This is a genomic window from Thiomicrospira sp. R3 (assembly GCF_029581415.1).
Classification (GTDB): Bacteria; Pseudomonadota; Gammaproteobacteria; order Thiomicrospirales; family Thiomicrospiraceae; genus Thiomicrospira.
On sequence record NZ_CP121121.1, the window covers coordinates 558,844 to 572,060 of the forward strand.

18 protein-coding genes and 1 tRNA gene are annotated in these 13,217 nt (G+C 43.6%); 5 read left to right on the forward strand and 14 right to left on the reverse strand.

Annotation, left to right across the window (positions count from 1 at the left end; genetic code table 11):
- Positions 1-51 precede the first annotated feature (51 nt).
- From P8S55_RS02800 to dut, 3 genes are all read right to left on the reverse strand, one after another.
- Positions 52-128 (reverse strand) — tRNA-Met (locus P8S55_RS02800).
- Between the two features lie 115 nt (positions 129-243).
- Positions 244-1,623 (reverse strand): phosphomannomutase/phosphoglucomutase, encoded by a 1,380-nt coding sequence (locus P8S55_RS02805; protein WP_289224771.1) that lies wholly within the window; start codon positions 1,621-1,623, stop codon positions 244-246.
- Between the two features lie 2 nt (positions 1,624-1,625).
- Positions 1,626-2,087, reverse strand: a complete 462-nt coding sequence (gene dut, locus P8S55_RS02810) for a dUTP diphosphatase (protein ID WP_289224772.1) — start codon at positions 2,085-2,087, stop codon at positions 1,626-1,628.
- 176 nt (positions 2,088-2,263) lie between these two features.
- Between dut and P8S55_RS02815 the strand changes: the two genes are divergently transcribed.
- The 3 genes from P8S55_RS02815 to P8S55_RS02825 all read left to right on the forward strand — a co-directional run bounded on the left by P8S55_RS02815 (position 2,264) and on the right by P8S55_RS02825 (position 4,036).
- Positions 2,264-3,028: a DUF4395 domain-containing protein gene (locus P8S55_RS02815; protein WP_289224773.1), complete on the forward strand. Its 765-nt coding sequence runs from the start codon at positions 2,264-2,266 to the stop codon at positions 3,026-3,028.
- A gap of 62 nt (positions 3,029-3,090) precedes the next feature.
- The gene (locus tag P8S55_RS02820; protein WP_289224774.1) at positions 3,091-3,474 is read left to right on the forward strand and encodes a DUF302 domain-containing protein; all 384 of its coding nucleotides are present in this window, start codon (positions 3,091-3,093) and stop codon (positions 3,472-3,474) included.
- Between the two features lie 121 nt (positions 3,475-3,595).
- Entirely contained in the window at positions 3,596-4,036 is a 441-nt protein-coding gene (locus P8S55_RS02825) for a GGDEF domain-containing protein (protein ID WP_289225300.1), read from the forward strand.
- Here the strand turns inward: P8S55_RS02825 and coaBC are convergent.
- Genes coaBC through P8S55_RS02840 form a run of 3 tightly spaced genes read right to left on the reverse strand, consistent with a single transcriptional unit; the run spans position 4,033 to position 6,290 of the window.
- The gene (gene coaBC, locus P8S55_RS02830; RefSeq protein WP_289224775.1) at positions 4,033-5,229 is read right to left on the reverse strand and encodes a bifunctional phosphopantothenoylcysteine decarboxylase/phosphopantothenate--cysteine ligase CoaBC; all 1,197 of its coding nucleotides are present in this window, start codon (positions 5,227-5,229) and stop codon (positions 4,033-4,035) included. The two genes, P8S55_RS02825 and coaBC, sit on opposite strands and share 4 nt — an antisense overlap.
- Positions 5,229-5,630, reverse strand: a complete 402-nt coding sequence (locus P8S55_RS02835; protein WP_289224776.1) for an acyl-CoA thioesterase — start codon at positions 5,628-5,630, stop codon at positions 5,229-5,231. Before P8S55_RS02835 ends, coaBC begins: the two co-directional genes overlap by 1 nt.
- Positions 5,631-6,290 (reverse strand): alpha/beta hydrolase, encoded by a 660-nt coding sequence (locus P8S55_RS02840; protein WP_289224777.1) that lies wholly within the window; start codon positions 6,288-6,290, stop codon positions 5,631-5,633. It lies immediately after the preceding gene.
- 74 nt (positions 6,291-6,364) lie between these two features.
- Here P8S55_RS02840 and P8S55_RS02845 point away from each other — a divergent pair, with 74 nt between their 5' ends.
- Both P8S55_RS02845 and lysA read left to right on the forward strand, forming a co-directional pair.
- Positions 6,365-6,508: a lipoprotein gene (locus P8S55_RS02845; protein ID WP_289224778.1), complete on the forward strand. Its 144-nt coding sequence runs from the start codon at positions 6,365-6,367 to the stop codon at positions 6,506-6,508.
- A gap of 42 nt (positions 6,509-6,550) precedes the next feature.
- On the forward strand, positions 6,551-7,801 hold the full coding sequence (lysA, locus tag P8S55_RS02850; protein WP_289224779.1) for a diaminopimelate decarboxylase: 1,251 nt from the start codon (positions 6,551-6,553) through the stop codon (positions 7,799-7,801).
- On the opposite strand, the gene P8S55_RS02855 is transcribed toward lysA, so the two are convergent.
- From P8S55_RS02855 to rpsM, 8 genes are read right to left on the reverse strand one after another with little or no spacing between them, the layout of a single operon-like run.
- Positions 7,798-8,907, reverse strand: a complete 1,110-nt coding sequence (locus P8S55_RS02855; RefSeq protein ID WP_289224780.1) for a hypothetical protein — start codon at positions 8,905-8,907, stop codon at positions 7,798-7,800. The two genes, lysA and P8S55_RS02855, sit on opposite strands and share 4 nt — an antisense overlap.
- 5 nt (positions 8,908-8,912) lie before the next feature.
- Positions 8,913-9,638, reverse strand: a complete 726-nt coding sequence (locus P8S55_RS02860) for a tRNA threonylcarbamoyladenosine dehydratase (protein WP_289224781.1) — start codon at positions 9,636-9,638, stop codon at positions 8,913-8,915.
- Positions 9,625-10,362, reverse strand: coding sequence for a TatD family hydrolase (locus tag P8S55_RS02865; protein WP_289224782.1), 738 nt, complete (start codon positions 10,360-10,362; stop codon positions 9,625-9,627). Before P8S55_RS02865 ends, P8S55_RS02860 begins: the two co-directional genes overlap by 14 nt.
- Before the next feature lie 32 nt (positions 10,363-10,394).
- Entirely contained in the window at positions 10,395-10,784 is a 390-nt protein-coding gene (rplQ, locus tag P8S55_RS02870; protein ID WP_289224783.1) for a 50S ribosomal protein L17, read from the reverse strand.
- 17 nt (positions 10,785-10,801) lie between these two features.
- The gene (locus tag P8S55_RS02875) at positions 10,802-11,791 is read right to left on the reverse strand and encodes a DNA-directed RNA polymerase subunit alpha (RefSeq protein ID WP_289224784.1); all 990 of its coding nucleotides are present in this window, start codon (positions 11,789-11,791) and stop codon (positions 10,802-10,804) included.
- Positions 11,792-11,814: 23 nt separating this feature from the next.
- Entirely contained in the window at positions 11,815-12,435 is a 621-nt protein-coding gene (gene rpsD / locus P8S55_RS02880; protein WP_289224785.1) for a 30S ribosomal protein S4, read from the reverse strand.
- An 11-nt stretch (positions 12,436-12,446) separates the two neighbouring features.
- Complete coding sequence (gene rpsK, locus P8S55_RS02885) at positions 12,447-12,836, reverse strand: 30S ribosomal protein S11 (protein ID WP_248850401.1); 390 nt, start codon at positions 12,834-12,836, stop codon at positions 12,447-12,449.
- A gap of 22 nt (positions 12,837-12,858) precedes the next feature.
- On the reverse strand, positions 12,859-13,215 hold the full coding sequence (rpsM, locus tag P8S55_RS02890) for a 30S ribosomal protein S13 (protein ID WP_289224786.1): 357 nt from the start codon (positions 13,213-13,215) through the stop codon (positions 12,859-12,861).
- Positions 13,216-13,217 lie beyond the last annotated feature (2 nt).

Consider the following 13,217-nt stretch of genomic DNA (forward strand, 5'->3'; position numbering starts at 1 on the left):
CCACAAAAAAAGCCCGCTAAGCAAAAACTTAACGGGCTTTTTTTAAAATCTTGGTGGCTACACCGGGATTCGAACCTGGGACCCCATCATTATGAGTGATGTGCTCTAACCAACTGAGCTATGTAGCCAAAGATGGACGCATTATAGTGAATTCGTTTATTTTGTCAACCGTTTCTTTATGAGTTTATTTCGCTTTAAATTACATTTTTTAAAGCACCAGGCCTGGTGCTTTAGTTTTTACATTTAAAATGGTAGCACTAAATCCGATTTTGTTGTTAGCAAAGCTTGCCGAAAAACTTGTTTAACGCGCTCCAGTGCGCCTGGTGTTTCGCCCTCAAAACGCATCACTAGGTTGGCAGACGTATTTGATGCGCGGACCAATCCCCAGCCTTCATTGAAGTCAACCCGCAAGCCATCCAATACGCAGCGTTCACCTTTAAGAGAGGCTGCTTGTGCCATAAAATCCTGCATAAAACGGTGCGCACCGCCCTCTTCAAATTTGAGTTCAAGTTCAGGGGTAGAAAAGCCATTTGGTAATTCAGCAAAAAGCTGACTAGCGGGCTGGGGTTGAGCGGCGACAATCTGTAGCATACGTGCGGCTGCATAGGTGCCATCATCAAAGCCATACCACTTATCAGCAAAAAACAAGTGCCCCGATAACTCGCCCCCCAGCGCGGCTTGGGTTTCACGCATTTTAGCTTTCATTAAGGAATGCCCTGTTTTCCACATGAGCGGCTGTCCGCCATAACGCTGTATATGCTTGGCGAGTAATGAAGTGCATTTAATATCAAACAAGATAGTCGCACCGGGTTGGTTTTGTAACACATCTTGCGCATAAAGCATCATTTGGCGATCAGCAAATAAAATATGGCCTTGTTCATCGACCACACCACAGCGATCACCATCACCATCGAAAGCCAACCCAAGGTCAGCTTGATGAGTTTTAACCGCATGAATAAGATCTTGCAGGTTTTTAGGTTGTGCTGGGTCAGGATGGTGATTAGGAAAGTGGCCATCAATATCACAGAAAAGCTCAATCACCTCGCAACCTAAGCCGCTCAAAATGGCTGGGCTGGTTGCCCCTGCCACGCCATTACCCGCATCCACCACAATTTTGAGCGGTCGATTTAGCTGAACTCTAGACTGTATCGCCTGTTGATAGGCTTGCAAAATAGCGTGGCGTGAATAACGGCCTTGGCCTTGAACGTAGTCTTGGTTTTTAATTCGCTGGGCTAAAGATTGAATCGCGTTACCTGACAAGGTAATGTCGTCTAACACCATTTTAATGCCGTTGTAGTCTGGTGGGTTGTGCGAACCGGTCAGCACGACACAAGAGTTAACACCACCCAGCGTTTTGGCTGCAAAATAGACCATGGGCGTGGTCACTAGGCCTAAGTCAATCACATCAATACCACTGGATAGCAAGCCTTTTGAAAGCGCACTGGATAGGGCTTCACTCGATAAGCGCCCATCACGACCGATCACTACTTTTGTCTGGGCTAAGCAGTGCAGTTGAGCACCAAGGGCGCGCCCAACCTGCTCCACTAAGCCTGGCGTTAAGTCGGTGTCAACACGCCCCCGAATGTCGTATTCACGAAAAACCTGTGAATTAAAATTAAACATGGTTACCCTACGCCAGTATGACCAAAGCCACCTGCACCGCGTGCCGTATTTTCGCCAAAGGCATCGACTTGGGTAAATACCGGTTGCAGTACTGGCACGATCACCATTTGTGCAATACGCTCGCCCACTTGAATTTCATAGACGGTATCACCTCGGTTCCAACAGGAAACCTTTAGTTCACCTTGGTAATCAGAGTCAATTAACCCTACAAGGTTGCCTAGTACAATGCCATGCTTATGCCCTAAACCCGAGCGGGGTAGGATCATCGCCGCTAAGCTGGCATCGTCTAAATGGATCGCCAACCCGGTTGGAATAAGTTGAGTCTCACCCGGTTTTATGGTTAAAGGCGCGTCAATGCAAGCACGTAAGTCCAGGCCTGCTGATCCAGTGGTGGCATAGTGCGGCATTTCAATTTCATTGCCTAAACGGGGGTCTAAAATTTTGTATTCAACTTGAATGGTCATTTTTTCATCCTTTTTATAATCTACCAGCGATTTTACCTTAAACAAAAAACAAGATTCGTCAAATAGCCGCATCAGGCTTTTCTATTGGTACTAAGCATTCGCTAATATTAAACTTTACTTAAGCTTTATTCACCCTTTCCCTCATTTGTATACCCCAACACACTCAGGAGTCAGTAATGTTACAAAATCATATCAATGCTTATTTAAATGCATTTAAAAATCTTTGGTTCCGCGATACGCGAGAATCAGCGCTTTATATTAACGATACTGCAGTTCGAATCCGCGCGGGCATTTTACTGATTATCCCTCTCTATATGGGCTTAACCCTATGGGATGCCATTTATGTATCTAACTGGATTGTCGATGGTAATACCTCGGTAGATACCTATGAGATAGACTGGGATGGGAATATTATTTATCAGGTGGAGGCCATACGTCGAACCTTTGATTGGACTATTCAAACCTATGTATTATTTTATGCCCTGTTTGAAATGATTGCCGGCATGTCAAAATACTTATCTCGCCTTTCGCCTACCATTTTAATTGCAAGCTTACTCGCTGCTGATAAGCCAGCTGTTTGGAAACCTTTAGTACCCAAACGCTTTGCATGGACAATCGGCTCGATACTGATTATTGTTTGTTTAATATTTTTTAACCCTGAAGTCTTTGCGCGCTGGGTGAATACTATTACGGGCGAAATGACCCTCCCAACCCATGTTAACTATATGCCTTTCTGGATTCCTACCACCCTGGTTTGGCTCTGCCTCGCATTTATGTGGATGGAGGCGGTCTTAGGCTTTTGTGTCGGCTGCAAAGTGCATTGGTTACTGGTTAAGATTGGGGTTATCAAAGAGGAATGCGAAACCTGTAATAATATCGACTGGGATGAAATTGCCCGTCGCCATAAAGAACGCCAAGCTCAGCAATCAAAAGATAACTAGCCTTGTTGGAATCGATCACAAAAGGTACTATAACGTCTTTGCTAACTTAAAAGGAAAACCCTATGTACTTTATTGTTGAGTCTAAAAAAACATTTGAGCAGGCCTGCGAAGATTTAGCTCAGGCAGTTAGCGAGCATAAGTTTGGCGTGCTACATATCCATGATCTAGGCCAAACACTGCGTAGCAAAGGCTTTGAGTTTTCCGAGCAATGTCGCGTGTTTGAGGTTTGCAATCCTGGGCAAGCCTTTAAGGTATTAAAGATCGACATGAACTTGAATATGGCACTTCCTTGCCGTATTTCGGTATTCAGCGAAAACGGCCTGGTAAAAATTGGCATGATCAAACCTCAAGCTATGCTTGCGCCCTTATCAGATGCACCAGGCCTGGTTGAGATTGCAGGTGACGTTGAACAACAAATCATCAAAATGATTGAACAGGCGAGTTAGGCTTATTGAACGTTAAGGACGAAGTGCGGCTTCAGGTTTGTTAAACTTGAAGCCATAAACCAACTGACGCCTTCCAACAAAAAAGACGATTTCAACGAGTTACACCCAAAGAAGTGGCATAATTGCTTACGCGGTGTTGGACATTGATCATTTTAAGCACATTAATGACAACCATGGACACGCTATCGGTGACGCCATTTTAAAAACCATTGCTGATATACTTAAATCGGTTAGCCGTCAACAAGATATCGTGGTTCGTTATGGTGGTGACGAGTTCATCGTTCTTATCAAAGGCATGAACCATCAACAGTCATTGGAACGAGCCAACAAAATCCAACAGCAAGTGCATGACGCTAACCCACATGAGCTAAACGTAACCTGTTCAATTGGACTGGCCTGCTGTGATAAAAAACAAGCCCCTGCGCTGGTTTCCTTATTAGACGATCCCAACCTGGAGCACCACCCAATGCTTGACTTTGCTACACTTTTTGAAGCCGCTGACCAGGCGCTCTATCAAGCAAAAGAAGGAGGTAGAAACAAGGTGTGTATCCACATTTTTTAACTTGTAGCCTGTTGAATAAATGCAAGAACCGCCTGGGCTTGTTGGTATTTCGTTGATCTCGCCAGCGTCTGTACATCCGTCGCTGTGATCAAGGTTAAGCAATTGTCATCCGTGTCAAATCCTTGCCCATTTCCCACTTGATTAGCACAGATCAGATCGAGCCCTTTTCGCTTGAGTTTGTCTTGTGCATAAGGAATCAGCTTCTCGGTTTCTGCCGCAAATCCGACGACAAAAGGCTTGTTTTCCTGTTGCGCCACCCAAGCAATAATGTCAGGATTTTTAACCAAATTTAGCGTCAGTTCATCCTGGTACGCTGTTTTTTTAATTTTGTGTGTCGCTTTGTGCTCAACACGGTAATCTGCAACCGCTGCGGCTGCAATCACCACGTCCATGTGCGCATAATGCTGCTTAACCGCTTCAAACATATCTCGCGCAGAACGCACATCAATGCGTGTCACACCCAAAGGCGTGGCTAGATTGACAGGACCGCTAATTAAGGTCACCTCGGCTCCTTGTTCACTCGCAGCTTTAGCCATAGCAAAACCCATTTTGCCTGAACTGCGATTGCCAATAAACCGAACCGGGTCCAGATCTTCATAGGTTGGCCCCGCTGTTATTAATACACGCTTGCCCAACCAGGCCTGGTTGGTTGTTTTATTACGCTTTTCAAAATAGGATGCCACAAACGCCACAATATTAGTAGGCTCAGCTAAACGCCCTGCACCGATTTCGCCACACGCTTGCGCACCGGATTCAGGCGCAATCATCTGCCAACCGCGCAGGCTCAATTGCTTAATGTTATCCTGTGTGGCCAGATTCGCCCACATTAAACGATTCATCGCAGGCGCGAACATAATCGGTTTGTCGGTAGCTAGACATAACGTCGTTAATAAATCATCGGCCATGCCTGCTCGCAAACGTGCGAGCAGATTTGCCGACGCAGGTGCAAGTACAATCACATCAGGCCAGCGTGCCATTTCTATATGCCCCATGGCATCTTCTTGCTCAAGATCAAACAAATCATCCCGCACCTGGTGGCCCGATAAGGCTTGAAAAGCAAGCGGAGCAATAAACTGCTTGGCGCCCTCGGTCATCACAACCTGAACCTGATGACCTGCCTTAACCCAAAGCCGAACTAACGCCAAAGCTTTATAGGCGGCAATACCACCGCTCACACCTAGTAAAATGTTCATCAAAGCGCATCCTGTGGTGTAAAGAGCTGCGCCAACTCGCTAGGTATTTCGGGGCGTCCTTTTGCATTGACTCCCGTGCCGATTATTCGAGCCTGCATCACTAATTTACCATCCACACTGCGATAAATATGTTGGATGAACGCAAACTTTAACCGCGATTCACGAATACATTCTACGGTGATATAAAAGTCATCCTGCGGTTTTAATGACGCCTTATAGTCCAGCTCTGCTCGCGTGACCACTAGATTAATGCCGCTGGCTGTAATTTGTGCAAAGTTTACATTGTTGGCTAATAAGAACTCGTGGCGAGCATGTTCAAGATAGTTTTGGTACACACTGTTATTAACCACACCTTGAATATCACACTCATAGTCACGAACTCGCATCGTTAAAATAAACATTTATTCAGCCTCCAACAGGATGCGTTTTAACCAGTGTCCGATCGCTTCAATCTCTTCCAGACAAACCTGATGCTCCATAGGATAGTCCTGCCATTCAACCCGATAGCCTTTTGCACGCAGATCATCACGTGCTTTGATGCCCAAAGCGTAAGGCACGACCGAGTCTTCACGGCCATGCGCGATAAAAATCGGCATTTCACGGTGTAAATAAAATTGCTCAACCAACGGACACCAGGTCGATAACGCCATCACACCCGCTAAGGGATGATCATAACTTAGGCCAGCGTGCAACGCGATTAAACCACCTTGCGAAAAACCAGCAATCACAATATTTTTACTGGCAATACCCACGTCACGCTGTTGCTCGATGAGTTTATACACCTGATGACAGGATACCCGAATACCCGCAGAATCAATATCATTCAAAATATCCATTGAACGAATATCAAACCAGGAGCGCATGGTCATCCCACCATTAATCGTCACCGGCTGTACAGCCGCATGTGGAAATATAAATCGAATACCATGTTCAGCGGGCAAGCCAAGGCGTGGCACTATATCTACAAAATCTGCGCCATCTGCCCCTAAGCCATGCAACCAGATTACCGCTGAATGGGCGGGTAGGTTAGGTTCAACAATCAAGGGTAAGCGGTCAGTCATCATTCGATCCTATAGTCTATTTATAAAGTCTGTTAAAATAACGCTATTTTAACGCCTAGCATCGGGGACTGCACATGTGTTTGTTTTGTAAGCGCCGAATTATTCAACCAGGCCTGGTTTTAGTTATCGCTATTGGTTTGTTGACAAGCATAGCTGGCTGTGGGAAAAAAGCCCCTTTAAGCCTTCCAGAAACACAGAAGATTACCCATTCAGATTAAGAAAATGCACATTAAAACTCTATTTAATCCTTAGGACACCCTATGAACGAAACCTTCCACTACCAAAATAACCAGCTTTTTGCTGAGCAGTGTGACGTTAATGCCCTAGCTAAACAATACGGCACGCCCCTTTATATCTACTCACGGAGTGAACTTGAAGCGCGCTGGCACGACTTTGATCAGGCGTTTGGCGCACAACCCCACTTGGTTTGCTATGCGGTTAAAACCAACTCGAATTTAGCGGTGCTCCAAGTGCTCGCCAAACTTGGATCTGGCTTTGACATTGTTTCTCAAGGCGAACTTGAACGAGTATTGCGTGCCGGAGGCGATCCAGCTAAAGTGGTGTTTTCAGGGGTAGCTAAAAAAGAACTAGAAATAGAGAGGGCATTAGACGTCGGAATTCGCTGCTTCAATGTAGAGTCACATGCCGAACTCGAACGTATTCAAGCCGTAGCAGAACGAATGGGTAAAGTTGCGCCTATTTCATTCCGTGTTAACCCTGACGTGGATGCTAAAACCCATCCCTATATTTCGACCGGTTTAAAAGAAAACAAGTTTGGTGTCGATATTCAAACTGCGCCTGCGCTTTATAAAAAAGCGGCGGCCTGCTCACATATTCAAATTATTGGCATTGATTGCCATATAGGTTCGCAACTCACAGAGATCGCGCCCTTTGTTGATGCGCTAAAAAAAGTTTTACAATTAAAAACACAGCTAGCTGAATTAGGAATTCAAATCCACCACCTTGATCTTGGCGGCGGTCTAGGGATACGTTATGCAAAAGAAACACCGCCTGTAATTGCTGATTATATTCGCGCACTTTTAACTGAACTTAATGATCCCGCTATAGAAGTGATTATAGAACCAGGCCGAGCCATTGCTGGCAACGCTGGCATTTTGGTTACTGAAGTCGAATACCTCAAACCAACCGAACACAAACACTTCGCTATTATTGATGCCGCAATGAATGATCTAATTCGTCCAGCGCTCTATCAAGCCTACCAGCAGATCATACCCGTTTCGCCTCGAACAAATGGAACAGATACGCATTGGGACCTGGTCGGGCCAGTTTGTGAAACCGGTGATTTCTTAGGCAAGGATCGTACATTAAACCTCAAAGCAGGCGATTTACTAGCGGTGATGTCAGCAGGTGCTTATGGCTTTACAATGAGTTCCAACTACAACACCCGTCCTCGTGCGGCTGAAATCATGGTACAAACCCACCAGGCCTGGTTAATTCGCCCAAGAGAGACCTATGAAGACTTAATGAGTAAAGAGTGTTTAGTCGACTAAGCTTGAAGCAACCACAATTCAACCTGCGTTTGCAGCGCTGCTGAGGGCAATTGATTTTGGCCTTGGCGACAACGCAGCAAGCTACAGCGTCCAGTTTGACTGCGTTTAATCAGCGCACCGACTGCTTCGCCTTCGTAATACCAAGCCCACAACTCAATATCCGAAGGCTTTTCGCTATGGTCAATCCACCAGGCCTGTTGCTGAAGCAGACTTAAACTTGACCATTCTGCCAACGCAACTAAGCGCTTTGGTATCGCAAAAAGAGCAATGGAATGATGTCCAGCTGGGCAAGCCCCAACCAACCAGGCCTGGTAACGCTGCTCGACATCAATCAGATACCGACACGTGCCAATCTGCTCCGTTACATCTGGTTCATTCAAAAAGTCGGCCAAACGATAAACATCTTCAAGTAACGCAACCATTGACTGACATTGCATCGGACGGCAAGGTAATCGAGCCAAGGTTTGATGCAAGCGCTTACCAATTAACTGTGGGAAACGAGCGGCCAACGATAACGCCATAGAATTTATTCGTGGTAAAGCCGTTAAGGCAGCCAAGCGCTGCTCATCTAGCAAACACACCTCAACCTGTTCAAGTAATTGACTATTCACCTTACGCAACCTCAGGTTACGAAGGAAGATCAAGGTATCCTCTTTACCAGGCCACCCCAGGCGCTCAACCATACGGACACGCTTAGTTTGAAATAAATCCTGCAATTGAATTTCCGTTAAATCAAGCTTTACTAAATGCCAAGCCAGCATAGGCGAATGATCGAGCAATTCAAGCATGGCTGGATAACGACCCGCTAAATGCAACAACTTAAGCTGATGAGTTGGGAAAAGTTGACAACTTTCGACCACCCACTTTGGAATAGGCTTTAACCAGAAACGTAAATCACTGTGCAGGCTCCAATTAAGTAAATCTAATTCAGGCGGATACTGGGGTATGCCCTCTTGATGTAAAAGCATCCAATCCCAAGATGGAACTTTAATAACACCCACAGCAGGGAATACTTTTCTGAGATCAAGCCAAAGCACCTGCTCATCCTCATCCCAAAACAAATAGCGCCCACCGTGAAGCCTAAGCGCCTTTGAAGTTAAGTTCATAGCCATTAATCAAGCGAGAGTTTTTGAATAACAACACCCGCAATCATCAAGCCGAAAATACCAGGCATATAACTCGCTGTGCCATTAACCACCCGGCCACGCGCACCTTCTATATCTTCAAAAGGCCCAGGGGCTTTCGGTAACTCCGTAGAGAACACTACCTCAAGCCCTTTATCAAACCCATCCTTACGCAAACGTTGACGCATAACGCGTGCTAAACCACACCCATGGGTTTGACTAATATCCGCTACCTGTATTTTTGTTGGATCAATACGTCTACCAGCCCCCATACTTGAAACAATGGGAATACCTTGCAACAAAGACTGTTGAGCCAATGCAACCTTACAATTAAGGCTATCAATTGCATCAACAATATAATCAAATCCAGATGAAACTAATCCTGACATCTGCTCCGGAGAAACAAACTCAGCACGTTTAGTAACGTTACAACCAGGATTTATCTGGAAAATCCTTTCGGCCATCACGTCTACCTTAAGCATGTTTAACGTTGAATCTAACGCCACTATTTGACGATTCTTATTAGAAGGAGAAACAACATCATGGTCAACCAGTGTTATTGCACCAACCCCGGCTCTAGCTAAAGCTTCAGCAACAAAGCCACCCACACCACCCACACCGGCCACAAGAACACGTGAATCAGCAATACGTTCCATGGACTGTTTATCAAACACAAGCAAACTACGCTCATAAAGAGGATTATTCAATAACATCTAACTGTAAACTCTCAATAGCATTATGGCTGGTGATTTTAACAACATTTTCAAGCGAGCTAGACTTTATCTGCGCCACTTTTTTTGCAATTAAAATTATCATATTCAAGCTTGGCTTTAAACCTGGAGAATAAATGACATTAGGGAAATCTGTTTCCAATACAATAGAACTTAAAGGCAGCATTTTAACCAAGTGTAGATAACGTGGTGTATTATTTCTTAAAACCATACCGTTAACACCAATCTTAAATCCCTTTTCAATAAAAGGCCAAGCCTGCTCCGGGCTTCCGGAAAAACCATGAAGCACACCCTTTACAGGCATTTCATTCAGTAAACTTAAAACTTCTATATTGGCTTTAACACTATGCAAGGAAACTGAAAGACCATTTAAACTTGCGAAATTAAGCTGATGAGTGAATATTTCTAATTGCTGAACACTACTGGCTTTATGTTTGACTGAGAAATCAAGACCAATTTCCCCTAGGATTTTTATATTATTAGATTTAGTAAACGCAAATAACGACAATAAATCGTGAAACGAGACAGATTGACAAAACCAAGGATGAACTCCAACTGCGGGTATTACAAATCGAGATTTACGCTGAAATAAAATTTGTTGAAACGAAGAATTTAAATCGACAGAAACAGAAACAGTAGGAAAAGATATATCAGATAAATAATCAAACGTTGATAAATGAGCATGTGTGTCTATTAAATGTAACATAAAAAAGCCGACTAAAAGTCGGCCTAATTTAGTTAAGCTTCAGAAGAAACAACCTGAGATTGAACAGGACGATCAACCAACTCAACAATCGCCATAGGTGCATTATCACCAGGACGGTATCCGCATTTCAAAATACGAATATAACCACCTGGTCGACCTTGGTAGCGAACACCTAAGTCAGTAAATAATTTACCGACAGCTGCTTTGTCACGTAAACGTGAGAAAGCAATTCTACGGTTATGAACAGAATCAACTTTTGCTAAGGTTATCAAAGGCTCAGCAACAGAGCGCAATTCTTTAGCCTTAGCTACTGTAGTTTTAATAACTTCATGCTCAATTAACGAAGCCGACATATTTTTAAACATCGCCTTGCGGTGTGAGCTATTTCGGCCTAATTTACGACCACTCTTACGATGACGCATATAGCTTCCTTTTAATCTTATGCTGGTTCTTTACTAATTAGGGATGATGGCGGCCAATTTTCAAGTTTAGTACCAAGCGCTAAACCTCTTTGAGCCAAAACATCCTTAATTTCTTGTAAAGATTTTTTACCTAAATTAGGTGTTTTTAATAATTGAGATTCATTACGCTGAACTAAATCACCAATATAATAAATCTGCTCTGCCTTCAAACAATTTGCTGAACGTACCGTCAACTCAAGATCATCGACAGGCTGTAAGAAGATAGGATCAAATTCACTCTCAACTTCTTCAGGTGCAATAACTTCTTGATGTTTAAGATCAACAAAAGCAGTAAGCTGATAATGAAGCACAGTAGCGGCCTTTTTGATGGCATCTTCTGGATCCAACGTTCCGTCAGTAACCACGTCTAAAATAAGACGATCCAAATCAGTTCTCTGCTCAACACGTGCATTTTCTACTTCGTAACTCACGGTATGAACAGGACTGAAACTTGCATCAAGTTTCAAAAAACCGATCGTAGAGTCTACAGAAACATCTGATTGAGATGCTGCTCTGTAACCTAGTCCGCGCTCGACCCTCATTCTCATAGAGAGCTCAGCACCATCACTGATATGTGCGATTACTTGATCAGGATTACACAATTCAACATCATGATTTACAGAAATATCCTTTGCTCTAATAACAGCTGGACCCTTCCTATTCAGAACTAGCTCAGTACTTTCTTTAGAATGAAGCTTAATAGCTACTTCTTTTATATTAAGAAGGATCTCAAGTACATCTTCGCGAACACCTTCAATAGTTGAGTATTCATGTAAAACACCATCTATTTGTACTTCAGTTATCGCTGCACCTGGCATTGAAGACAAAAGAATACGTCTTAACGCATTTCCTAAAGTATGACCAAAGCCACGCTCCAAGGGCTCTAAAGTAACTCGACTATGCGTGTTACTGATTCTTTTAATGTCAACAAGTCGCGGGGTCAACAACTGTTCTAACATATCTTGCATCAGGTGTTATCTCCGTTTCAATATTACTTAGAGTAAAGCTCAACTATCAGATTTTCTGAAATTTCAGAAGGTAAATCAGAACGATCAGGTAAAGATTTAAATGTACCCTGAAAAGCTTTAGCATTTACTTCTAACCAAGATGGAGTTCCAGACTTACCTGACAATTCCAAAGCAGCAGAAATACGCAACTGAGTACGTGACTTTTCACGAATACTAACAACATCACCAGCCTTAACTTCATAAGAAGGAATATTAACTAATGAGCCATTAACCAACACCGACTTATGCGAAACCAACTGACGCGCTTCTGAACGAGTACTAGCAAACCCCATTCTGTAGACAACGTTATCTAACCGGCTTTCAAGTAACTGAAGAAGGTTGACACCCGTAGAACCCTTACGACGATCAGCTTCTTTGTAATATAGACGGAATTTTTTTTCTAAAATACCGTAAATTCTTCTAACTTTTTGTTTCTCACGTAACTGAGTACCATACTCAGTAACACGTGAACGACGAGCGCCATGCTGACCAGGAGCCTGATCTATTTTACACTTTGACTCAATACTTCTTACGCCACTCTTTAGGAAAAGGTCAGTACCTTCACGGCGTGCGAGTTTACATTTTGGACCAATATATCTAGCCATGAAATTCTTCCTTAAACACGACGTTTCTTAGATGGACGGCATCCATTGTGTGGAATAGGAGTTACATCAGATATTGATGTAATCTTGAAGCCTACACTGTGTAAACCACGAACAGCAGAATCACGTCCAGGACCAGGGCCCTTTACCATAACATCCATGTTCTTAACACCATATTCTTGTGCCATTTGACCAGCACGTTCTGCCGCAACCTGTGCAGCGAACGGAGTACTTTTACGTGAACCACGAAAACCACTACCACCAGCTGTAGCCCAACACAATGCATTACCTTGACGATCAGTAATCGTCACAATTGTATTGTTGAAAGAAGCATGAACATGTGCAACTGCATCATTAACAACATGCTTTACTTTCTTTTTAATACGCGAATTTGCTTTTGCCATAATTTATCTCGCAGATTTTGCGTTATCTCTTAATTGGTTTTTTTGGACCTTTACGGGTACGAGCATTTGTCTTAGTACGCTGTCCACGCAAAGGAAGACTACGACGATGACGAATACCACGAAAACAACCCATATCCATAAGACGTTTGATATTCATAGAAACATCACGTCTTAAATCACCTTCAATTTTATATTTTGCCAACTCATCTCGAATAGAAACAAGTTGGTCTTCTGTAAGGTTACGAACCTTAGTTGTTGGATCAAGATCAGCGGCTACACACAGATTTTGTGCTGTAGTTTGACCTACTCCATATATGGATCTTAAACCGATAACAACATGCTTGTTAAGCGGTAAATTTACGCCGGCAATACGAGCCATTT